Consider the following 22,126-nt stretch of genomic DNA (forward strand, 5'->3'; position numbering starts at 1 on the left):
TCCGGAGACCTGGCGGCGGGCAGGACGCGGGCCGCCGGCCCGGCGGCGTGCGCGGCGAGCGGTCGTCAGCCGGTTTGCCGGGCCGGTCCACGGGTAGCCGCGGCTGGCCGAGGCCACACAGGGAGGAGACGTCGGTGATCGGACCGATGGCACACTCCCGGGCCCGGCCCAATCCGGCCGACGGCAAGGCACCGGTGCGGCGGGCCACCGGCATCGTGGCGGTCGTCTTCCTCGTCATCGGGGTGCTCGGCTTCCTACCCGGGGTCACCAACCCCTACGACGATCTGCGCTTAGCCGGCCACCACTCGGGGGCCGCGCTGTTCGACACCTTCCAGGTGTCGGTGCTGCACAACCTCGTCCATCTCGGGTTCGGGGTGGCCGGGCTGGTGCTGTCCCGGACGGTCACCCGCGCCCGGGCGTACCTCGTCGGCGGCGGCGCCGTCTATCTCGTGCTCTGGCTCTACGGCGTGGTGATGGACGCCGGCAGCGGGGCGAACTTCCTCCCGCTCAACGGCGCCGACAACTGGCTGCACCTGGGCCTCGGCGCGGGCATGATCGCGCTCGGCCTGCTGACCACGCGGCGAACGGCCGGGTGAGGCCGGGCGTCGCGGTTTGGTCGATTCGCGCCGGGGGTAGTTCGAGGGTCCCACCGATGAGACGCGAGAGGGCCAGGGCGAGATGTCGAGCCGGATCACCTGCGAGGTGCGCGACGGGTCGCCGGTGACCGTCGTCCGGCTCGCCGGAATCCTCGATGTGGGCACGATGCGCTCGGTGCACCGGACGCTCGACGCCTGCCTGGCCGCCCAGCCCGACGCCCTCGTGGTCGACCTGGGCGCGGTCGCCGTCGAGGACCGCCTGGCACTGGCCGTCTTCGCCGCCACGGCCCGCCGCGCCGAGGAGTGGCCGTCCGTGCCGGTCGTGCTCTGTGCCCCGCCGCCGACCGCCGCGCGTTGGCTGGCCGAGTCCACCGCGTGCCGGGTGGTGCCGGTCCGGCGGGACTGCGCCGAGGCGACCCGGGCGGCGGGAGCGGCCGTCGCACCGCGGCTGCGGGCCCGGCTCGAACCCGTCGCCGAGGCCTGCCGGCGGGCCCGTGAACTGGTGAGCGACGCGTGCGCCCGGTGGCAGTTGCCGGAGGTCGCCGGTCCCGCCTCGGTGGTCCTCAGCGAACTGGTCGGCAACGTGGTCCGGCACGCCGGCACACCGATGCAGGTCACGTTGACCCTGCGCCGGCCGTACCTGCACATCGCCGTCGTCGACGGCAGCCGGCAGGCCGTCCAGGCGCGCACTCCTGACGTCCGCACCGAGGGCGGCCGCGGTCTGCTGCTCGTCCGCCAGCTGGCGAAGCGCTGGGGCAGCGTCCCGGCCGGGAACGGAAAGGCGGTCTGGGCGATGGTGCCGGCGATCTGACCGAGTATCGGCCCGACACTGCGAATTGACCCGGTCTACCCCTTCAGCCTGGTTTCATAGGGCAGGGGCCGGGTAGTCACGCCCGTCCTCTTACGCGACGACGGGGTGAAGACATGCCCAAGCGGGTCACGACGGAGCCAGGCCGGGACAGAGGGCCGGCGATCCTCGCACCGGCGCAGTTCGGCGGTTATCCCGGCCCGTTCCGCGAGGTGGTCCGCGGTAGCACCATCATCAAGCTGCTCGGCACCACCGACGCCAAGCTCATCGGCCTGATGTACCTCACCACGTCGTTCGCCTTCTACGTGATCGGCGGGGTGATGGCCATGCTCATGCGGGGGGAGCTGGCCCGGCCCGGGCTGCAGTTCCTCTCCCCCGAGCAGTACAACCAGCTGTTCACCATGCACGGCACGGTGATGCTGCTGCTCTTCGCCACGCCGCTGGTGTTCGCGTTCGGCAACTACATCGTGCCGCTCCAGATCGGCGCCCCGGACGTCTCCTTCCCCCGGCTCAACGCGCTCGCGTACTGGCTCTACCTGTTGGGCGGATCGATCGTGGTGGGCGGCTTCCTCGTCCCGGGCGGCGCGGCGGACTTCGGCTGGTTCGCCTACGCGCCGCTCTCCGACGTGGAGCACTCCCCCGGGGTCGGCGGGAACATGTGGCTCGTCGGCCTGGTCATCTCCGGGCTGGGCACCATCCTCGGCGCGGTCAACATGATCACCACGGTCCTGACCCTGCGCGCCCCGGGTATGACGATGTTCCGGATGCCGATCTTCACCTGGAACGTCCTGCTCACCAGCGTGCTGGTGATCCTGGTCTTCCCGCTGCTCGCCGCGGCGCTGCTGGCACTCGGCGCGGACCGGCTGCTGAACGCGCACGTGTACGACGCCGCCACCGGCGGACCGATGCTCTGGCAACACCTGTTCTGGTTCTTCGGTCATCCCGAGGTCTACATCGTGGCGCTGCCGTTCTTCGGCATCATCACCGAGATCATCCCGGTCTTCTCCCGCAAACCGATCTTCGGGTACACCGGTCTGGTGCTCGCCACCGTCGCGATCACCGTGCTGTCGATGACGGTCTGGGCACACCACATGTTCGGCACCGGGCAGGTGCTGCTGCCGTTCTTCAGCATCGTGAGCTATCTCATCGCCGTGCCGACCGGGGTGAAGTTCTTCAACTGGATCGGCACGATGTGGAAGGGGCAGCTCACCTTCGAGACGCCGATGCTGTTCGCCATCGGCTTCCTGGTGACCTTCCTGCTCGGCGGGCTCACGGGGGTGCTGCTGGCCAGCCCTCCGGTCGACTTCCACGTCACGGACACCTACTTCGTCGTCGCCCACTTCCACTACGTCCTCTTCGGCACGATCGTCTTCGCCGCCTTCGGCGGCGTGTACTTCTGGTTCCCGAAGATGACCGGCCGGCTGCTCGACGAACGGCTCGGCAAGGTCCACTTCTGGACGATGTTCCTGAGCTTCCACACCACGTTCCTCGTGCAGCACTGGCTGGGCAACGAGGGCATGCCGCGGCGCTACTCCGACTACCTGGCCACTGACGGATTCACCGTGCTGAACACGGTCTCCACCCTCGGGTCGTTCGTGCTCGGCGCGTCCACCCTGTTCTTCATCTACAACGTCTGGAAGACCTGGCGGTACGGGGCGCAGGTGACGGTGGACGACCCCTGGGGGTTCGGCAACTCGCTGGAATGGGCCACCACGTGCCCGCCGCCGCTGCGCAACTTCGATCGGATGCCCCGCATCCGTTCCGAGCGGCCCGCGTTCGACGCCAAGTACGGCGCGCTCGTCTCCGACCTCGGTCGCGACCTGCCGCAGCGCACCACCCGGCCACCGCAGGGGTTCCGTGAGGAGATGCGGCACGTCACGCAGGTCCCCGAATCGCCCTCCGCCGTGGGAGCGACCGGCCCGCGCGAGGCCAACGAGTACACGCCGGCGCCACAGTCCGGTGCCCGCCCGGTGCACGTGCCGGACCCGGAGCAGGTCCGCCGGCCGAGCTTCGAGGAGACCGACGAGCCCGAGGACAACCCGCTCGGCGCGCATCGCGCGCCCCAGGAGAACGACGAGTGGAGCCACCCCCGCAGCCACGGCGACCAACCGGGGCAGTGACAGACAGACGAACCGAAGGAAGGAGCCCCTGTCGACGCCGGGCGTTGACAGGGGCTCCTTCCTGACGGCGCGGTGCGAGCGGACGGGCCGATCAGTCGCGGGCCGGTGGCAGACCGGCGGCGGTCAGCGAGCGGCGCACCGCCGGCTGCACCCGGGTGAGTCGCATCGGTACGCCGGTGCGGGCGGCCGCCTCCCGGCCGGCCACGAGAGCGGCTATTCCACCGGCGTCGACCCCGCCCGCGCCGACCAGGTCGACCACGACCTCGCTCGGCTGACCGGTGACCGCCTCCAGCATCGCTCGGCGCAGCTGGTCCGCACCGTCGCGGTCGACGTCGCCGCCGACCTCGACCACCACCCGGTCACCGTTCTGCCGCACCGAGATGCGTGACTTGGTCGACTCGCTCTCGGCCGCGCCGTTCTGCCACGGCGGCGGCGTGTCGGCGAGCATCGCCTGACGCAGCCAGGTCAGCGCGCGCGACAGGAGCCGGGAGACGTGCATCTGCGAGATGCCGAACCGGGCCGCGATCTCCGCCTGGGTCTGGTTGCCGTAGAAGCGCATGGCCAGGATCCGCCGCTCCCGCCAGGGCAGGCGGTGCAGCAGCCCGCTGACCGTGACCCGGTCGTCGACGGATTCCAGCGCGTTGTCGGACTCGCCGACCAGGTCACCGAACTCGGCCGAACTCTCCCCGCCGACCGGGGCGTTGAGCGAGGCCGGGCTGTAGCCGGCGGCCGACTCCAGCGCGGCGAGGATCTCCTCCTCCGGCGTCTCCAGCCGCTGGGCCAGTTCGGCCACCGTCGGCGCCCGGGACAGTTCGCTGGTCAGCGCCGCGGTGGCCTGCCCGACCTCGAGGATCAGGTCGCGTAGCCGGCGGGGTACGTGTACGCCCCACGTCCGGTCCCGGAAGTGCCGCTTGATCTCGCCAACGATCGTGATCGCCGCGTACGCGGTGAAGGAGCCCCGTTCCGGGTCGTACCGGTCGACTGCGTTCACCAGCCCCAGCCGGGCCACCTGCTCCAGATCCTCCAGCGGTTCCCCCCGCCCTCGGTAGCGACGGGCGAGCCGGCCGGCGAACGGCAGAGCGAACCGCACCAGGTCGTCGCGGGCCTCCTGCCGCCGTTCGGGCGGTAGTCCCTCGATACGCGCCGCGTACGCCAATGCGGCCGCGTCGAGGTCCTCCAGGCCCCGCTCGGTGGGTGGTGGCGTGCTTGTGGCGGTCTTTCCGAACATCCGCGCCTCCCTCAGGAAGGTCCCCCGCCCGGATTGGGAAAGCCGGTCGTGCGCGTGGTCGGACCACGCACCGGGCCGGAAGTGGGTTACGTGACTGGGACGCCAGCGGGCGACGACACCACGCTGCGCAACGTGATCAGTCCATCGCAGCCAGCGATGTTCCCGCTCCGTAGGTACTCAATCACGGGATCCCGGGTTCGCGAGGATGTTTCGCTGGGCTCGCCTCGAGAGAGCTGGGCGCGCCTTCAGGAGACGAGCAGACCCTGGTGGGTGCCGCCGTCGCGGAACACGGCCAACGCCTCCGCCACGGTCAACGCGGGCGGCGCCGGAAGGTCGTACGGCTGGGCCCGCAGCACCTCGGTGGCCCGACGGGTGGGCACGGAGGCGACGGGGTAGCCCCGCGCGGAGGTGCGGTCCAGGGCCCGGCGGCGACGGCCGAAGCCGGCCACCGCGAGCCACTGCGGCAGACCGGCGAGGGCGGGAGAGCGGACCCCGGGCGGTTCGGGCAGCACGTCCACGGAGCTGTACGGCTCGCTGCCGGCGAGCCACCACTCCACCCCCTCCACGCTGCGCCGCGTCGCGTTCTCGCACCAGTACGGCACCAGCCCGGCGCGCACCACCTGCCACGGGTCGAGCAGCCGCCCGCACTCCACCACCAGCCGGTCGCCGGTCTTGCCCGCCATCCGCAGCCACCGGCGGTAGAGGTCCGCCACGACGGCGCTGAGCCCCTCGGGCCGGGGGAAGAGCACGCGGTGCAGGATCCGTTCGTGCCGCCCCGCCCAGTCCCGGGCGCTCAGTTCGAAACCGGACTCCACGCCGTGCTCGGCGTACCCCGACGGGGAGGAGACCTGTGGCGGTTCCCAGCGGGCGGCGTCGCCACCGGCCGAGCGAAGAACCTGACGCAGCGCGTGGCTGTCCGGATGGAAGTCGACGGGGTCCAGCCCGCTAGCCGGAGAACCGACCTGGAAGCTGTGCCCCTGCCCCACCTCCACCACCGGCCAGGTCCGCGCGTCGCGAAGCAGCAGCACCGGCGCGCCCGGGGCCAGCCGGTCGCCCAGGAACCGCCGGTACGCCGCGGGCAGTGTCCGCCACCGGGCCGCGAGCATGATCGTCGCCCCGGCCAACGCGCCTCGGCTCGCCGGGCAGTGCACCTGGCGCACGTGCAGGTCGTCGTTGCCGCCGAGCAGCCGCGCGACGAGCGCCGCGCCGTGGTCCAACGCGGCGCCCGGGCGATCCACCGCGCCCTGCGCCCAGTGCACGGTCATCTCGAAGCCGACAGGCAGCCAGGGCACCCCGAGGGCGACCGCCAGGTGTACGGCGGCGCCGTGCGGCGAGCCGATGACGACGCCCGGGTAGCTGCGGCGGGGGTACTGGTCGACGAACCAGCTCGCCACCCGCTCCGCGTCAACGTCGGCGACCTGAGCGGGGGTGAGCGCGACGCGTCCGGCCGCTCGGGTGACCGCCGCCCGGCGGACCGGATCAGGGGCGCCGGGGAACCGGGACGCGGGGCCCGGATGCCCCAGGTCGGCGCAGTCCGTGCCGCGCAGCGCACGGGCCGCGGCGGCGACCAGGACACGTGCCACGCTGCCGCTCGTGACGACCCGGTCGCCGGCCAGGCCGGCGTCCGCTGCCACGAGCCCCTCGTGCACCTTGTGCACCGGCCCCACCTTGCCTCGTTCGCTCACCACGCGGCCCGGCTTCCCGTCCCGATGCGGTTCAAACGGGCCCTCCGCCACCTGCCGGGTCCAATCCGCTGATCGGGGACACTTCGCCGGTACCGGCCGGTTGGCGGTGTCCTGCCCGATCCGGGCCCTTCCCGAAGGCGTGTTCCGGGTCTAGACGATGTCGTCGGCGGCCACCGAGATCTGCCGGTCCACCTGCTCGCGGACCCGGCGGGCGGCGTCGCCGTCAGCGAAGAGACCCCGCAGGTCGGCCAACGCCGGCTCGGGCGGTGCGAGCGGCACGGCGGCGTCGACCACCGCCTCCACGACACAGGGGCGGTCCGCGGCCAGCGCCTCGTCCCAGGCGGCCCCGACCAGCTCCGGGCGGTCCACCCGTACGCCGTGCAGCCCGAGCAGCCGGGCCCAACCGGCGTACGGCACGTCGGGGCGGCGCTGGGCCGGGTCGGTGACCGGCTGGCGACCGGCACCCATGCCGGACTGGTCGCGGTTGTTCAGCACCAGCACCACCAGCCGCGGATCCCGCCAACGTGGCCAGTGGTGCGCCACGGTGACCAACTCGGCGAGACCGTTGAGCTGCATGGCGCCGTCGCCGAGCAGCGCGATCACCGGCTGGTCCGGTGCGGCGAGCTTGGCCGCGACCGCGTACGGCAGGGCGCACCCCATCGAACCGAGCGTGCCGCACAGCTGGGCGTTCACCCCGGGCTGCAGCTCCAGGTGGCGCGCGTACCAGTAGATGACCGATCCGACGTCCACGGCGACCGAGCCGGTACGCGGCAGCCGTGCGGAGAGTTCCTGGAGCACCAGTTGCGGGTTCACCGGCTCGGCCGGCGCGCTCGCGCGGTCGACCAGCTCCCGCCGCCAACGGTCCACCGAGTTCTCCACCGTGGCCCGCCACTGCGGGCTGGGCCGGTCCGGCACCCGGGCGAGCAGCGCCCGCAGGGTCTCGGCCGCGTCACCGACCAGCGGGACGTCCACCGGGTAGCGGCTGCCGACCCGGCGTCCGTCGATGTCTATCTGCACCGTGCGCACCTGCCCGGGCATCGGCAGGTAGCTGGTCCACGGGTCGTTGGTGCCCACCAGCAGCAGCGTGTCGCAGCCGCCCATCAGCTCGGCGGCGGCACGGGTGCCCACCTCGCCGAGCACGCCGGCGTGGTACGGCAGCCGCTCGTCGAGCACCGGCTTGCCGAGCAGCGAGCAGGCCACTCCGGCGCCGAGCCGGTCGGCGAGCGCCACCACCTCGTGCTCCGCGTCCTGGGCGCCCTGCCCGACCAGGATCGCCACCCGCTGACCGGCGCCGAGGAGCTGCGCGGCGGCGGCCAGGTCCACCTCGTGCGGAAGCACCCGGGCCAACGGCTCACCGGGCGTCGCCGTGATCACGCCGATGCCGTACGCGTGAAGGTCGGGTACAGCCGCCTCCTGCACCTGCCGCGGCAGCACCACGCAGACCGGGCTGCGGGTCGCCGCGGCGGTGCGGAACGCCTGATCGAGCAGGGTCGGCACCTGGGCGGCACTGCGCGCGTAGTGGACGAACTGGTTGCACACGTCGGCGAAGAGGCGGGTCAGCCCGATCTCCTGGTGCGCGCCGCCCAGCGGGCCGGAGACGTCCTCACCGACGAGCGCCACGACCGGCTTGCTGTCCAGCTTGGCGTCGTAGAGGCCGTTGAGCAGCTGCACCGCGCTCGGCCCCTGGGTGGCGAGGCAGACCCCGATACCGTCGGTGAACTTCGCGTGCCCGGTCGCCATGAAGGCGGCGGCCTCCTCGTGCCGCGCCGGCACGAACTCCGGGTCGCCCCCGGCGCGGTCCAACGCCGCGACGATCGGGGCGATGGCCGCGCCCGGGTAGCCGAAGGCCCGCGGGACCCGCCAGGCACGCAGCCGTTCGACCACCAGATCGGCGGCGATCCGGTCAGCCATTGCCCCGCCCCGGGGTGCTGGCGTCCACGTACCGCAGCACCGCGCCGACCCCGTCGGTCAGCTCCGGCGCCTCGTCGGGGCCGAGCACGGTCAGCTCGGCGTCGGTGCCGACGAGCGCGCGTACCAGGGCCGCGTCGGCGCGTACCCGCTGCGGATCGTCGACCGACATGGCGCTCAGCTGCCCCGGGTCGACGGCGATCTCGGTCGGCTCCGGGCCGATCCACAGCTCGCCGTTCGCGGACGGGTCGTCCACGATCAGCATGTTGTCGACCTGGTTGCGTTGCAGCGCGGCGACCACGGCCGCGAGGCCGGCGCCGACGTCCTCCTGGGTGCCGAACCGGTCCAGGGCCGCGGTGATCCGCTGGTCGGCCACCTCGGCGATGGTCTGCACGGTCAGGTCGTCCAGGAGGGTCTGGTCGGCGCCACCGGCCCGGGAGCCGGCATCGGTGCGGACCACCAGATCCTGCCAGCGCACCGGCATCTGCGCGGCGATCATCCCGGTGGCCCGGATGTCCCCGGCGACCACCACCACGTCCGCGCCGACCTTCTCGGCCAGCTCGACCGTCGCGGCGGTCACGTCACCGGCGTTGTGGTGCCACGCCTCCATGGCCGCGCGCTGGTAGCGCGACTGCGACCAGCCACCTGGCTGCACCCGGCGCAGCTGGAAACTCTCGCGCCCGACGATGTGCGCCCGGCGCGGCACTCCCCCGGCACTGACCGCCATGGCGTCCGCGCCGGTCCGGTCCGCCAGCACCCGCACCCACGCCACCTGCTCGCCCCGCTGGGCGAGCAGCGGCATCACGTGCGGCAGCGGCGCGTAGGAGGCGAGGTCGCGCAGTGGTGGTGCGGAGAGGAACTCGGTGAGCACCACCTGGCCGCGAGTGGCGAAGGCGGCCAGACCGTAGTCCCCCGGCATCGGGTCGTGCCCCCGGATCACCCGGTCCAGCGCGGCGACCGTCGGCTCGTCCGCACCCTGGTCGATCAGTTGGCCCTGCAGTGCCCGCCAGCGCAGGTCGAGCGCCGGGTGGGCGTCGTGCGTGTCGGCCGACGCGTCCAGGTACACCGAGCACCACGGCCCGGGGCGGTCGTAGAGCGGGCGCAGGAAGGACAGCTGCATGCTCGACCCCTTTCCAGCTCGGCCCTGCGCATACCCGAGCCGCCCCGAATGTCACCTGGCCGGACATGAGTGCGTGACCAGGTTTCATTCACGCCGTTCAACCCGCCACGCGGATACCATCAGTGAACGGATCAGGACTCTCGGTGGTGGTCATGGACAGCGGACTCGATACCCGGCGGATCGCACATCCGACGCAACGGATCTTCACCGGCCGGGTGGTCCGGTTCCTGGAGGGGTACACGCGGGAGATCGCCGTCGGCAAACCTGTCCTGATCGCCGTGCTGGCGGCGGCCGGTGTGGGCGCGCTGCTGATGCGGGTGGTGCGCGCCGTGCTGCCCGGCAGCGGCGGCGGGGCTCGCCGGCGCTGGAAGGACCTGACCAAGGGACCCGAATATCTGGTCACCCCGGTGCGGCTGCGTGACAACACCGGCGGGCTCTACGAGGTCGAGCTGCACGGACACCTGCCGCAGAGCGCACTGCACCCCGCCGACCACGTCCAGCTGACCCTGCGACCGCAGCGCGACCCGGACCTGCCGCCGCGGATCGAGCGGATCGTCAACCTCACCACCGGGCAGCTGCTCACCCCGCGTACCGCGACGCTCTGGACTCACCTCGGCCCACCGCTGCTGCTGCAGGCCATCCTCGGGGTGCTGCTGGTGCTCGGGGTCGCCGCCTGGTCGGCGCTGACCTGACGCCGCCTCCGGTCGCCGCCGGGCTCAGCGCACCGCGGCGGGTTGCGGGGGCGCCGCGGCCTCCGTCGCGCCGAGCATCCCCCGGCGGTAGGCCCAGCGCTCGTAGACGAGCGTCGCGAACGGGGGCACGGCACAGGCCAGCGCCACGCCGGTGGCCAGCAAGCTCCACCGGTGGCGCCGGGCCACGAGGAGCACCAGCAGCAGGTACCCGACGAAGAGCGCGCCGTGGATCGGCCCGAAGATCTTCACGCCCAGCTCGTTGCCGGGCGGGCCGTACTTGACCGCCATCCCGATCAGCAGACCGAGCCAGGAACACGCCTCGGCGATCGCCGCACCGACGAACAGCCTGGTCACCCTGTCGCGCATCGCCACCGCCACCACCCCTCGGCCGGCCATCGTAGCCGTGGCGGGGCCCGGAGCCGGACGCAACCGGCCGGACGCGACGGGAATCACCCGAAGCGCGGACGGGTAGAGAGGCTTCCACATGCTCTTCCCCCTTCCGCCCCCGAGTGGGAGGTTAGGAGGACCAGCGGCGACTCGGGTGGTGACCATGGGCGAATTCGTCGGCACACGCACCTTCAGCCGGGAGGATCGGACACGCTACCGGGACAAGGTCCGCCGCTGCCTGGACGTCTTCGCCGAGATGCTGCGCGAGTCCCACTTCGACGTGGACCGCCCGATGACCGGGCTGGAGATCGAGCTCAACCTCATCGACGCCGAGTCCCAGCCGGCCATGCGCAACGACGAGGTGCTGGCGGCCATTGCCGACCCGAGCTTCCAGACCGAGCTCGGTCAGTTCAACCTGGAGATCAACGTCGCGCCGCGACGGCTGACAGGCACCGGCACCGCGCAGTTCGAGGAACATGTCCGGGCGAGCCTGAACGCCGCCGAGGAGAAGGCCCGGACGCTCGGCGCGCACCTGGTGATGATCGGCATCCTGCCGACCCTGCTTCCCCACCACCTCGACGCCCGGACGCTGTCGGCCAACCCCCGCTACGAACTGCTCAACGAGCAGATCTTCGCCGCGCGCGGCGAGGACCTGCGGATCGCCATCAACGGGGTGGAACGGCTGGCGGTCACCGCCGACACGATCACGCCCGAGGCGGCCTGCACCAGCACCCAGTTCCACCTCCAGGTGAGCCCGGCCCAGTTCCCCGACTACTGGAACGCCGCGCAGGCCATCGCCGGGGTACAGGTGGCGGTGGGCGCCAACTCACCGCTCCTGTTCGGCCGGGAGCTGTGGCGGGAGACCCGGATCCCGTTGTTCCAGCAGGCCACCGACACCCGCCCGGAGGAGATCAAGGCGCAGGGCGTACGCCCCCGGGTGTGGTTCGGCGAGCGTTGGATCACCAGCGTCTTCGACCTGTTCGAGGAGAACGTCCGCTACTTTCCGGCGCTGTTGCCGGTCTGCGACGTGGAGGACCCGGCCGAGACGCTCTCGGCGGGCGGCGTGCCGAAGCTCGCCGAGCTGCGGCTGCACAACGGCACTGTCTACCGGTGGAACCGCCCGGTCTACGACGTGCTGAGAGGCCGGCCGCACCTGCGGGTGGAGAACCGGGTGCTGCCAGCCGGGCCGACCGTGGTGGACACCATCGCCAACGGCGCCTTCTACTTCGGCCTGGTCCGCGCGCTGGCCGAATCCGACCGGCCACTGTGGTCACAGATGTCGTTCAGCGCCGCCGAGGAGAACTTCGGCAACTGCGCGAGGCACGGCATCGACGCGCAGGTCTTCTGGCCGGGCCTGGGCTACCTGCCGGTGACCGAGCTGGTGCTGCGCCGGCTCCTGCCGTTGGCCCACCACGGGCTGGACCACTGGGGGCTGGATCCGCAGGAGCGGGACCGGCTGCTCGGCATCATCGAGCAGCGCTGCCTGACCGGGCGCAACGGTGCGAGCTGGCAGGTCGGCACGCTGCACCGGCTGGAGTCCGCGGACCACCTGGACCGACCTGCGGCGCTGCGCGAAATCGTCCGGCACTACGTCGACCTGATGCACGGCAACCGGCCGGTGCACGAGTGGCCGCTGCCCTGAACGGCTCAGTCCCACGGCGACGGGTCGTCGCGCAGCCTGCTGTAGAGGTAGCCGTCGCGCCACTGCCCGGCGCGGAACTCGCAGGCGCGGACCACGCCCTCGAGCCGGAAGCCCGCCTTCTCCAGCGACCGCTGCTCGGGCACGTTCTCCGGGTGCGTGCCGGCCTGGATGCGCTGCACAGGGGTATACGCGAAGAGGTAGTCGCAGAGCAGGGCCTGCGCCCGCCAGCCGACGCCCCGCCCGCGCCACTGCGGCAGCAGGGCGATGCCGATCTCCCAGTAGGTGGCCCTGGGGGCGTACTGGCCGGCCCGGTAGCTCACGAAACCGGCGGCGGTCGCGTCCGGGCCTGCCTCGACCACCAGTCGGCCGTCCTCCGTGCCGAGCCAGCCGTCGACCGCGAAGCGCCGCACGGGTGCGCCCGGGTCGCGGAAGCCGCCCCAGTCCAGGCCGATCAGGCCGGGCTCGGTGCAGAACCGTCGGAACATGGCGAGGTCGGGTTCGGCCACCGGGCGCATCCGTACGCCGATGCCGTCGGTCTCGTGAGCGATGCCGGGCACGGACACCGGCGGGTAGCCGCCCTCCACGACGGACAGGCTAACCATCGGAGCGCCGGCCCGCCGCCCCGTACCGCACGTGCGCGTCCTCGCGGTCGATGCGCAGTTCCCGCTCCAATTCGGTGATGACGGCGCGCAGGTCGTCCAGCCGCTGGGTCAGCGCGATGCGGTCGACCTCGTCGGGCACGCCGTCACCGTCCTCGTCGTACCCGGGGGCCAACCGCTCGGTCATCTCCAGGCGGCGCGCCTCCTCCATCGAGTTGACGATGACCGCGATCAGGATGTTGAGCAGCAGGTTCACCGTGATGATCACGTAGCTGACGTAGTAGAGCAGAGTCCACGGAGACACCGCCATGCCCTGTTCCATCAGGTCGGGCAGCGTCTCCAGGGACAGCAGCACGAACAGCGTCAGCAGCGACCGTCCGATGTCGCCGTACTGCTCCGGGTACGTGTCACCGAAGATCAGCCAGCCGGCCATGCCGTAGACGTAGAGGGTCACCATGGCCAGCGCGAGGAAACCGGCGACGCCGGGGAGGCTGCGCAGCAGCGCCGCCAGGATCGTCCGCAGACCCGGCGAGAACCGGACCAGCCGCAGCACCCGGGCCACCCGCAGCACGCGCAGCAGCGGGGACTCCCCCTGCAGGCCGGGAACGAAGATCGCCAGGGTGACCAGGAAGTCGAAGATGTTCCAACCGTGCCGGAAGAAGTCCTGCGGACGCCGCCCGTAGGCGAGCACCCGGATGACGATCTCGGTGACGAAAGCGGCCCGGAACGCCAGCTCCAGCCAGCGCAGGACGGGCCCGGCCGCCCCCAGGTGTGAGAACGTCTCGATGCCGAGGACGACCCCGTTGGCCACGATGAGGACGATGATCGCGATCTCGAACGGCCGGGACCGGACGGCGCGGGCGCACCGCTGGGACAACCGCGTAAAGGTCGACGGCGGCACGGCGGCAGCCCGCCGCGGGCGGGGCGGGTGGATGCGACTCACCGCCGAGCAGACCCCGCCGTCGGCACCTCGTGATCGGGCCGGTGGGTCGCGACGGGCATGCCGACACCCTATCGAGCCCGCGAGCCGACGGACGCTCCCGTGGTCGAGGGCCACCCGGAACCGTCACACGGTGAGCAGCACCTTGGTGCACTCGTCCCGCTTCTTCTGGAAGGTCTTGTATCCCCTCGGCGCGTCCTCGAGCGGCATCCGGTGGCTGACGATGAAGCTCGGGTCGAGCTCGCCGCGTTGGATGCGCTCCAGCAGCGGCCGGGTGTAGCGCTGCACATGGCACTGTCCGGTGCGCATGGTCAGCGCCCGGTTCATGAACGCGCCCATGGGGAACTTGTCGATGAATCCGCCGTACGCGCCCACCACGGAGACCACTCCGCCGCTACGGCAGGCCAGGATCGCTTGACGCAGCGCGAACGGACGCTCCGTCTCCGCCCGGACCGCCTGCTTGGCCCGGTCGTACGCGTAGATTGCCGCGTTACCGTGGTGCCCTTCCAGGCCCACGGCGTCGATGCACGCGTCCGGGCCCCGACCGGCGGTCAGCTCGTTGAGCGCGTCCAGCACGTCTGTCTCTTCGTAGTTGATCGTCTCGGCGCCGGTGTGCTCCCGGGCCAGCCTCAGCCGGTACGGGTACCGGTCGATGACGAACACCCGCTCCGCGCCGAGCAGTTGGGCGCTGGCGGCGGCGAGCAGCCCGACCGGGCCGGCTCCCCAGATGGCCACCAGGTGCCCCGGCTTGATGTCGCACATCTCGGCACCCATGTAGCCGGTCGGGAAGACGTCCGCGAGCATCACCGCCTGTTCGTCCGGCACCTCGTCGGGCACCTTCAGCGGGCCGACGTCCGCGAACGGCACCCGCGCGTACTCGGCCTGGCCTCCGGCGTAGCCCCCGAGGAGATGGGAGTAGCCGAAGATACCCCCCGGCGAGTGCCCCATGATCTTCTCGGCGATGCCGGCGTTGGGGTTGGAGTTCTCGCAGACCGAGTAGAGGCCGCGCTGACAGGACGTGCAGTGTCCACAGGCGATCGGGAAGGGCACCACCACCCGGTCGCCCGGGCGCAGGTTGCGCACCTGCGGACCGACCTCGACGACCTCGCCCATGAACTCGTGTCCCAGGATGTCGCCCTTGCGCATCGCTGGGATGTAGCCGTGGTAGAGGTGCAGGTCGGAGCCGCAGATCGCGGTCGTGGTGATCCGTACGATCGCGTCTCGGGGACTCAGGATCGTCGGGTCCGGCACGTCGATGACCTTGACCTTGTCCCTGCCCATCCAGGCGGTGGCCCTCATCCTTGCTCCTTTTCGTGCGCCGGGCGGTTCAGGGCCGGATGCCGCTGGGCATCGGTTGGGCGGGACGCTGCATGATCTGCTGCCGGGCGGAGATTCCTTCCGGGCTACCCTCCGAGCGGACCACGTCGCCGGTCTCGAGCACCTGCTTGAACCGGCGCAGGTCGTCGCGGACCTGCTGCTCCGGCTCCTCGCCGAACAGCTTGGCCACGGCGCGGCCCAGTGCTCCGGCCGGGGGCGCGTAACCCAGTTGGACGCGCACCTCGGTGCCCCGCTCGCCGGGGGCGGGCACGAACCGGACCCGACCGGCGTTGGGCACCCGGGTGCCGGGCAGCGAGCGCCAGGCGATCGACCGGTTCGGCTGGTCGTCGACGATCTCCGCGTCCCATTCGATGTGGCGGCCGGCAGGCCCCCGCGCCGTCCAGTGCGACCGGCGCAGGTCGATCGCGCGGATCGACTCCACGTGCGACATGAACCGGGGCAGGTTCTCCACATCCCGCCAGTACCGGTACGCCTCGGCCGGGGTGCGGTTGACTGTCACCGCCATGTCGATACGGATCTTCCGCTCGTGGGCCCGGCGGGCGCGCGCCGTGCCGAACGCGGCGAGCAGGTCGAGGGCGGTGATGCCGGCCACCACGGCCGTGGTCAGCGCCAGCCGTCGACGCCGCTCACCGCAGCGGTCGGCCATCGCCTGCCCGAGCAGGCCCAGGTCCATGGCGTCGCCGGCCACGCGCGTCCAGGTCCAGGCGGACAGGCGGCGCCCGGCGACGAGACCGAGCCCGTGCCCCAGCTCGCGGGCTCCGACGGCCGGGATGACCGTGCGGGCGGCCGGCGAGTCGTCCACGCCGGTGACCCGGGCGAGCCGGCCGGGCGCGGCCACGGCGGTGGCCCCGAGGGCGAGGCTGAGCCAGCCGAGGGCACGGGGCAGCCAGGGATCGCGGACGGGTGAGTCCAGTTCGGGCAGCAGCACTCCGTCGATTCGGTTCACGTCGGTCCCTCCGCAGGGCGTGGCCGCCGGCCGGCGGCGTGGCGGGTAGCACCCGCCACCGTGACGCTATGCGGTAGGGCGGCCCGGTGTGCCCGGTTCCGGAGAGAACATCCGGTATCCCAAGATTGCCCAGACAAACCGCCCCACCGCACCCCCACGCCCGCGGGCGAAAAACCGGACACCACCGCCAGCCACCCCACACCCCGGCGCATGGTCAACTCGACCTCCATGAAGTCGGGGCATCCACGCGTCCCGGACACCACGACATCAAGGAACCCGAGTCGATCAACCGGATCGGGGCCACCACCAAGGCCCCAGCCGAGAGTTCAAGGAGGGGCAGACGGCACGGACGCGAGCACTTCGCAGGTTGGCCTCGGCGTACGCCAGCGGCGCGCTGGCCCTCGCCCTGATCGCACCCGGTCCGGTCGACGATCCGCAGCCGTCCCGCCCGGCCCCGGCCGCGAACGTCACGCCGGCCGGTCCGCCCGTCTTCGAGGAGCCCCGCCCCCCGCTGCTGCCGGCCGACTTCCGGGGAGAGGGCCGCTACATCGTCCGCGACCTCGGGGTCGACGTGCCCTCCACCTGGCAGGGCCGGGGCGGCGACAGTCAGATGACCGCCGACGGCCCGGAGCACCCGATGTGGTTCACGAACCTGATCTACCGCAACACGCCCTACACGCTCACCTACAAGTGGCCGGGCATCCCGCCGGACCCGCCCCGCCAGTGCGACCGGGTCGGGTTCTTCAACCGGCAGATCCTCAACGACCTGCTGAAGACCGCTCGGTTCGTGGGGCCGGAGATCCTCCAGGGGACGAAAGACCGGCGCGTCGATCACTGGCGGGTCGGCGTGGTCGGGGGTTCGACCCAGCCGGGAGAGAACCTACGGTTCCCGATCGCGCTCGGAGACGTCTACGTCGACCAGCGGAACCCGAGCAAGTGGTGGCAAGTGCTGCAGTTCGGCTTCCAGAACCTCTTCGATCCCGCACTCGACGAGTGGTTCACGATGACCACGTTCAGCCACCAGCCGGGGCAGGTCACCCTTCCCGACCGGTGCCCGCCACCGACATGAGGCTCGTCGCCCCGTCCTCAGATCTCGTCGCGGACCAGCCGGATCAGCCGATCGAGGACGCGGCCGCCGCTCACCCGCAGGCCATCGTGCTCGTACTCGTTGGTGATCCAGGTGCGCAGGCCGCGCACCGCTCGTGCCGAGGCCAACGAGTCGCCGGTGTCGACGTACATGTCGTCGTGGTAGACGGCGGCGGCCACCGGCACCTCGTTGCGGGCCAGCTGCCGCGGGTCGTACAGGTCCGGCCACTCCTCGCGCTGCGCCAGCAGCCGCGCCGCCTCGCGCAGCGGGGCCAACGCCGGATCGGTGGTGAACATCCAGGGATAGATCATCTCGCCGGTCAGCAACACCGGCTCGTTCCCCGCCAGCGCCCGGTCGACGTCGAACTGCGGGAACTCCGCGCGTACCGTCTCGGCCGCCCACCCGGTGGCGCGCGGTGACACCGAACGCTGAGCATAGATCGACTCATGCAGCACCGCGTAGAGCGGGCCACTCGCGTACGAGAGGTGGCCCTGGATCTGGGCGAGGAACGGATCGGAGAGCTGGCCGCCGGGCACACCGGGCAGGAAGGCGTCTTCGAGCAGATAGTGCAGGGTGTGTGAACCGCTCCCGGCGCCCAGGGTGGTGCCGATCGCCTGGAACGCCTCGGCGGTCAGCAGCCCGCCACCGGGCAGCCGCACCACCCGCTCCCGCAGGTGCCGCACGACGGCGCGCACAGTTTCGACGTCCTCGGGGTAGCGCGCGTAGTGCGCCTCGACCTTGCGCTGTACGCGGGGGTAGGCGGCCCGGTAGACCTCCTGCGCCGTGCTGCGCAGCCCGGGGAGACCGCCGGCCACGAGGGCCTCGCGGACGCCTTCGGGCGCGTACGACAGGTAGGTGAGGACGCAGAAGCCGCCATAGCTCTGCCCGAGCAGGCTCCACCGCCCGTCCTCGCCGAGGAGTTCCCGGCGGATCAGCTCGCAGTCCCGCACGATCGAATCGGCACGGAAGTGCGCCAGATACTCGGCCTGCGCCGGCGCGTCGCCGCGCAGCGGCAGTGTGTGCCGGTCGGCGGGGGTGGAGCGGCCGGTGCCGCGCTGGTCCAGCAGCAGCACCCGGAAGTTGTCGAGCGCCCGGTCCAGCCAGCCGTCCCGGCCCACGGGGCGCGGTGACCGGCCGCCCGGCCCGCCCTGCAGGAAGAGCAGCCAGGGCAGCGAGTCGCGCTCCCGGCCGGCGGCCACAACCTCCCGGGCGTACACCTCGATCTGCTCACCAGCCGGGTCTGCGTGGTCGAGCGGTACCGGGAAGCGGTGGTCGGTGATGACGGTTCCTGGGTGGCGGTAGGTCGGCACAGGTCACCTTTCGGGGATCGGTTACGTGGCTGGCGGGATCGGCGTCAGAACGCGAAACGGGGCCAGTCGCGGATCGCTCGCGCCACCCCGGGATCGAGCTCCTCCAGCAAGCCGAGCACGGCCGGGAGGTCGAGCATCGGCCCACGCAGCGCCTGGACGACGCGCTGGAGCGCGGTGGCGCCGGCCGCCTGCCAGAGGCGTTTGGCGAGGACCTGCAGGCCGAACTCGAACCAGACGTAGTTGGAGCCGTCGCCGTCGAGCGAATCCGCCATCCGGGCCAGGTCCCGCACCGGCCAGTGGCCCTCCGGCGCCGCCGCCCAGGTGACCTCGAACGCGGTCTCCAGGCGGGTCTGCTCCGCGGGCTCCACCTCGGTGACGTAGCCCTGCAGGCCGAGGTTCGCGGCCAACTCCTTCAGCCAGAACGTGACCGGGCCGTCCGCCCACGCCGGGCCGTGCGCCAGGTGGGTCAGCTCGTGGGACACCAGTAGGTCGGCGAAGGTTCCGAGGTCGATCGGGTCGCCGTACACCTGGTGCAGCCGGCGCAGCCCGGGCGGTTTCAGCATAGGGACGATCGCCCCGGTCACCGATGCCCAGAACGGGGCGGGCTCCTGGCCGACGACGATCCGGTCGCTCTCCACGTGCGGCATGCCGTACAGCGGAATCGCCGCGACCTGGTCCCACTGCCCCGGGCCAACCACGAACAGGGGCGGCGCCTCGGGCATGCCGACGACCTGATCGAGCCAGGCTACCGTGCGCGCGGCGCGCTGCGCCACCGACCGGCCGCGGTTGGCGCCGCCCGCGCTCACGAACACCGGAAACGGGGAGCCGTCGAGCGGCTCCAGCCCGCGAAGGTCATACCTGTTGCCCATGGTGCTTCCGATCCTCATGCGAGCGCCGCCGCGTGCCGCCGTCACGACTACCAAGGGTGACATATTTACGATCACCTCACCCCCTGCGGTCGGGCGGACGCTCACCCGAGCACTCGCTGGCCACTGCCGAATCGCTGGACCCGCTCATCCTGGAAGCGCAGAATCCAGTCACACATGTCCCGACACCATCGCTACCATGCGTGACGACTCGCATCAGCTGGGGGTAGTGCGCGCGCTGGTAGTCAGGTGGCGCGGCCCGGGTAGCGGTATCGCCCGCGACGCGGGATGAGGCGCTCTAGGCTCTGGGACAGGTGGCTCCGCCACCGTTGCCGCCCCGGGCAGGGGTCCGGGCCGCACCGGTGCCGACGTGCCCCGCCGAGGGCAGCGACCAGGGCAACGCCACTCGCCGCGAGCGAGGTGCGCACGAAACTGCTCGCCCGGCGGAGGGCCGACGGAGTTGCTCGGCTTCGAGACCTGAGGGGAAGGGTGGCCCGCATGGCCGTCAAGACCGAAGCCCGGCCGGGCGTCGCGGAGATCCGGCCGTTCACGGTGGAGATCCCGGAGAGCGAGCTGACGGCCCTGCGTACCCGGATCGCGGCGACCCGCTGGCCGGAGCGGGAGACCGTCCCGGACGAGTCGCAGGGCGTGCAGCTGGCGACGATCCAGGCGCTCGCGCGCTACTGGGAAAAGGAGTACGACTGGCGCAGGGTCGAGGCCACGCTGAACAACCTGCCGCAGTTCATCACCGAGATCGACGGCGTGGACATCCACTTCATCCACGTCCGCTCGAAGCACGAGAACGCGTTGCCGCTCATCGTCACCCACGGGTGGCCGGGCTCCATCATCGAGCAGCTGAAGATCATCGGCCCGCTGACCGACCCCACGGCGCACGGCGCACCGGCGTCGGACGCCTTCCACCTGGTGATCCCGTCGTTGCCCGGCTACGGCTTCTCCGGCAAGCCGGCCGACCCCGGTTGGGGTCCGGACCACATCGCCCGTGCCTGGACGGAGCTGATGCGGCGCCTGGGCTACCCGCGATTCGTGGCGCAGGGCGGCGACTGGGGAGCGGTGGTCACGGACCTGCTGGGCGCGCAGGCGCCGCCGGAACTGGCCGGCATCCACTCCAACATGCCCTGCGTGGTGCCGCCCGACATCGACAAGCTCTTCCAGTCCGACATCACCGGACTGAACGACGCGATGAGCCGACTGCCATCCGGACTGTCAGCCGACGAGATGCGTGCCTGCGAGCAGTTGGACTTCTTCTGGAAGCACGCCGCGTACGCGCTGATCATGGGCACCCGCCCGCAGACGCTGACCGCGTTGGCGGACTCCCCGGTCGGCCTGGCGGCCTTCATGCTCGACCACGACGCACGCAGCCTCGATCTGATCTCCCGCGCCTTCGCCGGGAACGAGGGGGGCCTGTCGCGGGACGACGTCCTCGACAACATCACGCTCTACTGGCTGACGAACACCGGCGTCTCCTCGGCCCGCCTCTACGCGATGAACGCGTACTCCTTCTTCGCCCCCAAGGGCGTCACCATCCCGGCGGCCGTGAGCGTCTTTCCCGACGAGCTCTTCCAGGCCCCGCTGAGCTGGGCTCAGCAGGCGTACCCGAACCTCGTCCACTACAACCGCCTGGACGAGGGCGGGCACTTCGCGGCGTGGGAACAGCCGCACCTGCTCGCGCAGGAGATCCGCGCCGGCTTCCGCTCACTGCGCTAGGGCGTGTGTCGCTGCCTGACCGACGGGCGTCCCGACTCGGGAGTCGCCCATGCCCCGACCCATGGCCGGGCCGGTCGGCGAGCTCGGCTCTACGTCCGCCATCGGCTTCAGCGCACAGCGGTCGCCCGCTCGTCCGCCCACCGGCGGCCGGAGTCCTCCGGATCGTCCGGTTGCAGGCTGCCATCCACCAGGCCGGCGTAGAGCGACTCGAACAGCCGATCCGGATCCACCGCTGATCGCCCCGCCTCGTCCTCACTGGCCGCATCGTGGGCTGCCTGAACCTCGACGACTTGGCGTGCCAGCGCCACCACATCCACATCGGTGCGGTACAGCGACGCCCACAGCTTCTCCTCAAGCTCGATCGCGGCCCTCTCCCACTGCTGCGCCGGCTCCGGCGATTCCCCGTCCTCCTGCTCGGCCTGCCGGTACACCGCCCGCGACCGCGCCCTGCCTGCCAACCCCATGAAGTCGGTGATCAGGGTGAACGGCCGACGGTTTATCGGGAACGCCCACGGCAGCGTCCGGCCGATCCGGGCCACCCCGAGCCCGCGCACCAGGTCGAACAGCAGATCGTCCGCAGGTTTCCAAGCCGCGCTCCGGTCATGGTCAAGCACCGCCCGCAGCGCCGAGGCGTCGGCCCGCAGACCAGCCGAGGCAGACCAACCGGCCAGCTCCGCCACCACATCGTCAACGCTGCGGCCGACGGGCTCCGGCATGCCATCCGGCTGATGCCGGTACACCCCGCACGGCCCGCTGGTATCCCACAGGTGCGTCAACGACCCCACCATGCCCGGCACCGCCGCGCACATGACCGCGCAGTCGCCGTCACTGACTTATGCGACGAAGACCGGATGTCCCGTCGATGCCACCACCGCCCCACACGGCCCGAGCAGGTCCGGCGGATCCTTCCACCCGCTGGTCTCCACCAGCTGCCATCCGTCGCCCAGATCGCGCAACCAATGATGCTGGTGACCGAACCCGCTCATGCCGTCCTGGTCGACCAACAACCCCGTCGGCCGCGCCACCACCACCGTGCCCCAATAGCCCACCCGCGGGAGCATAGGCCGCGCCGCGGTGATCCAACACATAGACGTCCCCACCCCCCTCACCAGACGTGCGCGGGCTGCGA

20 protein-coding genes are annotated in these 22,126 nt (G+C 71.7%); 7 read left to right on the plus strand and 13 right to left on the minus strand.

Features of this window, described 5'->3' with window-relative positions; genetic code table 11:
* Window positions 1-146: 146 nt before the first annotated feature.
* The 3 genes from BXA10_RS23840 (at window position 147) to ctaD (ending at window position 3,524) form a co-directional block, all read left to right on the plus strand.
* Window positions 147-596 (plus strand): DUF4383 domain-containing protein, encoded by a 450-nt coding sequence (locus BXA10_RS23840; protein ID WP_084753199.1) that lies wholly within the window; start codon window positions 147-149, stop codon window positions 594-596.
* Between the two features lie 82 nt (window positions 597-678).
* A complete protein-coding gene (locus BXA10_RS23845; protein ID WP_076473057.1) occupies window positions 679-1,407 on the plus strand; it encodes an ATP-binding protein in 729 nt (242 codons plus the stop codon).
* 113 nt (window positions 1,408-1,520) lie between these two features.
* A complete protein-coding gene (gene ctaD / locus BXA10_RS23850; protein WP_076473058.1) occupies window positions 1,521-3,524 on the plus strand; it encodes an aa3-type cytochrome oxidase subunit I in 2,004 nt (667 codons plus the stop codon).
* A gap of 91 nt (window positions 3,525-3,615) precedes the next feature.
* Here the strand turns inward: ctaD and BXA10_RS23855 are convergent, their stop codons facing one another.
* The 4 genes from BXA10_RS23855 to BXA10_RS23870 form a co-directional block, all read right to left on the minus strand.
* Window positions 3,616-4,752, minus strand: coding sequence for a SigB/SigF/SigG family RNA polymerase sigma factor (locus BXA10_RS23855; protein ID WP_076473059.1), 1,137 nt, complete (start codon window positions 4,750-4,752; stop codon window positions 3,616-3,618).
* A gap of 245 nt (window positions 4,753-4,997) precedes the next feature.
* Window positions 4,998-6,410 carry a hypothetical protein gene (locus BXA10_RS23860; RefSeq protein ID WP_139338111.1) on the minus strand — a complete coding sequence of 471 codons (1,413 nt, stop codon included), beginning with the start codon at window positions 6,408-6,410 and terminating at the stop codon, window positions 4,998-5,000.
* Between the two features lie 177 nt (window positions 6,411-6,587).
* Window positions 6,588-8,348 (minus strand): thiamine pyrophosphate-binding protein, encoded by a 1,761-nt coding sequence (locus BXA10_RS23865; RefSeq protein WP_076473060.1) that lies wholly within the window; start codon window positions 8,346-8,348, stop codon window positions 6,588-6,590.
* Window positions 8,341-9,465 (minus strand): baeRF2 domain-containing protein, encoded by a 1,125-nt coding sequence (locus BXA10_RS23870; RefSeq protein WP_076473061.1) that lies wholly within the window; start codon window positions 9,463-9,465, stop codon window positions 8,341-8,343. Before BXA10_RS23870 ends, BXA10_RS23865 begins: the two co-directional genes overlap by 8 nt.
* Before the next feature lie 143 nt (window positions 9,466-9,608).
* On the opposite strand from BXA10_RS23870, the gene BXA10_RS23875 reads away from it, so the two are divergent.
* Window positions 9,609-10,157 carry a hypothetical protein gene (locus BXA10_RS23875; protein ID WP_175649292.1) on the plus strand — a complete coding sequence of 183 codons (549 nt, stop codon included), beginning with the start codon at window positions 9,609-9,611 and terminating at the stop codon, window positions 10,155-10,157.
* Between the two features lie 24 nt (window positions 10,158-10,181).
* Here BXA10_RS23875 and BXA10_RS23880 read toward each other — a convergent pair whose 3' ends face one another.
* On the minus strand, window positions 10,182-10,643 hold the full coding sequence (locus BXA10_RS23880; RefSeq protein WP_425436110.1) for a DUF3817 domain-containing protein: 462 nt from the start codon (window positions 10,641-10,643) through the stop codon (window positions 10,182-10,184).
* A gap of 64 nt (window positions 10,644-10,707) precedes the next feature.
* Here BXA10_RS23880 and BXA10_RS23885 point away from each other — a divergent pair, with 64 nt between their 5' ends.
* Window positions 10,708-12,186: a glutamate-cysteine ligase family protein gene (locus tag BXA10_RS23885; RefSeq protein WP_076473106.1), complete on the plus strand. Its 1,479-nt coding sequence runs from the start codon at window positions 10,708-10,710 to the stop codon at window positions 12,184-12,186.
* Window positions 12,187-12,191: 5 nt separating this feature from the next.
* Here BXA10_RS23885 and BXA10_RS23890 read toward each other — a convergent pair whose 3' ends face one another.
* The 4 genes from BXA10_RS23890 to BXA10_RS23905 form a co-directional block, all read right to left on the minus strand.
* On the minus strand, window positions 12,192-12,788 hold the full coding sequence (locus BXA10_RS23890) for a GNAT family N-acetyltransferase (RefSeq protein WP_084753189.1): 597 nt from the start codon (window positions 12,786-12,788) through the stop codon (window positions 12,192-12,194).
* Entirely contained in the window at window positions 12,781-13,662 is an 882-nt protein-coding gene (locus BXA10_RS23895; protein ID WP_245828411.1) for an ion transporter, read from the minus strand. The genes BXA10_RS23890 and BXA10_RS23895 overlap by 8 nt, the downstream gene beginning before the upstream one ends.
* A 189-nt stretch (window positions 13,663-13,851) precedes the next feature.
* The gene (locus BXA10_RS23900) at window positions 13,852-15,024 is read right to left on the minus strand and encodes a zinc-dependent alcohol dehydrogenase (RefSeq protein ID WP_076473063.1); all 1,173 of its coding nucleotides are present in this window, start codon (window positions 15,022-15,024) and stop codon (window positions 13,852-13,854) included.
* A gap of 28 nt (window positions 15,025-15,052) precedes the next feature.
* Window positions 15,053-16,009, minus strand: a complete 957-nt coding sequence (locus BXA10_RS23905; RefSeq protein WP_084753193.1) for an SRPBCC family protein — start codon at window positions 16,007-16,009, stop codon at window positions 15,053-15,055.
* Window positions 16,010-16,376: 367 nt separating this feature from the next.
* Here BXA10_RS23905 and BXA10_RS23910 point away from each other — a divergent pair, with 367 nt between their 5' ends.
* The gene (locus tag BXA10_RS23910; protein ID WP_076473064.1) at window positions 16,377-17,078 is read left to right on the plus strand and encodes a hypothetical protein; all 702 of its coding nucleotides are present in this window, start codon (window positions 16,377-16,379) and stop codon (window positions 17,076-17,078) included.
* Window positions 17,079-17,095: 17 nt separating this feature from the next.
* Here the strand turns inward: BXA10_RS23910 and BXA10_RS23915 are convergent, their stop codons facing one another.
* Together BXA10_RS23915 and BXA10_RS23920 are read right to left on the minus strand one after the other, a co-directional pair.
* Window positions 17,096-18,406, minus strand: a complete 1,311-nt coding sequence (locus tag BXA10_RS23915; protein WP_076473065.1) for an alpha/beta fold hydrolase — start codon at window positions 18,404-18,406, stop codon at window positions 17,096-17,098.
* A gap of 44 nt (window positions 18,407-18,450) precedes the next feature.
* Window positions 18,451-19,275 (minus strand): hypothetical protein, encoded by an 825-nt coding sequence (locus tag BXA10_RS23920; protein WP_076473066.1) that lies wholly within the window; start codon window positions 19,273-19,275, stop codon window positions 18,451-18,453.
* Between the two features lie 495 nt (window positions 19,276-19,770).
* On the opposite strand from BXA10_RS23920, the gene BXA10_RS23925 reads away from it, so the two are divergent.
* A complete protein-coding gene (locus BXA10_RS23925; protein WP_076473067.1) occupies window positions 19,771-20,997 on the plus strand; it encodes an epoxide hydrolase family protein in 1,227 nt (408 codons plus the stop codon).
* Window positions 20,998-21,104: 107 nt separating this feature from the next.
* Here BXA10_RS23925 and BXA10_RS23930 read toward each other — a convergent pair whose 3' ends face one another.
* Together BXA10_RS23930 and BXA10_RS23935 are read right to left on the minus strand one after the other, a co-directional pair.
* Complete coding sequence (locus BXA10_RS23930; RefSeq protein WP_139338114.1) at window positions 21,105-21,773, minus strand: hypothetical protein; 669 nt, start codon at window positions 21,771-21,773, stop codon at window positions 21,105-21,107.
* A gap of 57 nt (window positions 21,774-21,830) precedes the next feature.
* Window positions 21,831-22,046 carry a hypothetical protein gene (locus BXA10_RS23935; RefSeq protein ID WP_139338115.1) on the minus strand — a complete coding sequence of 72 codons (216 nt, stop codon included), beginning with the start codon at window positions 22,044-22,046 and terminating at the stop codon, window positions 21,831-21,833.
* Window positions 22,047-22,126: the final 80 nt, after the last annotated feature.

Source organism: Micromonospora avicenniae (assembly GCF_900156065.1).
Taxonomy (GTDB): Bacteria; Actinomycetota; Actinomycetes; order Mycobacteriales; family Micromonosporaceae; genus Micromonospora; species Micromonospora avicenniae.

What these genes read in the sequence shown, in the direction of transcription:
- BXA10_RS23900 (WP_076473063.1), bottom strand. Translation starts at nt 15,024, where the DNA reads ATGAGGGCCACCGCCTGGATGGGCAGGGACAAGGTCAAGGTCATCGAC.
- BXA10_RS23925 (WP_076473067.1), top strand. Translation starts at nt 19,771, where the DNA reads ATGGCCGTCAAGACCGAAGCCCGGCCGGGCGTCGCGGAGATCCGGCCG.
- BXA10_RS23855 (WP_076473059.1), bottom strand. Translation starts at nt 4,752, where the DNA reads ATGTTCGGAAAGACCGCCACAAGCACGCCACCACCCACCGAGCGGGGC.
- BXA10_RS23845 (WP_076473057.1), top strand. Translation starts at nt 679, where the DNA reads ATGTCGAGCCGGATCACCTGCGAGGTGCGCGACGGGTCGCCGGTGACC.
- BXA10_RS23885 (WP_076473106.1), top strand. Translation starts at nt 10,708, where the DNA reads ATGGGCGAATTCGTCGGCACACGCACCTTCAGCCGGGAGGATCGGACA.
- BXA10_RS23890 (WP_084753189.1), bottom strand. Translation starts at nt 12,788, where the DNA reads ATGGTTAGCCTGTCCGTCGTGGAGGGCGGCTACCCGCCGGTGTCCGTG.
- BXA10_RS23865 (WP_076473060.1), bottom strand. Translation starts at nt 8,348, where the DNA reads ATGGCTGACCGGATCGCCGCCGATCTGGTGGTCGAACGGCTGCGTGCC.
- ctaD (WP_076473058.1), top strand. Translation starts at nt 1,521, where the DNA reads ATGCCCAAGCGGGTCACGACGGAGCCAGGCCGGGACAGAGGGCCGGCG.
- BXA10_RS23840 (WP_084753199.1), top strand. Translation starts at nt 147, where the DNA reads ATGGCACACTCCCGGGCCCGGCCCAATCCGGCCGACGGCAAGGCACCG.
- BXA10_RS23880 (WP_425436110.1), bottom strand. Translation starts at nt 10,643, where the DNA reads ATGTGGAAGCCTCTCTACCCGTCCGCGCTTCGGGTGATTCCCGTCGCG.
- BXA10_RS23920 (WP_076473066.1), bottom strand. Translation starts at nt 19,275, where the DNA reads ATGGGCAACAGGTATGACCTTCGCGGGCTGGAGCCGCTCGACGGCTCC.
- BXA10_RS23870 (WP_076473061.1), bottom strand. Translation starts at nt 9,465, where the DNA reads ATGCAGCTGTCCTTCCTGCGCCCGCTCTACGACCGCCCCGGGCCGTGG.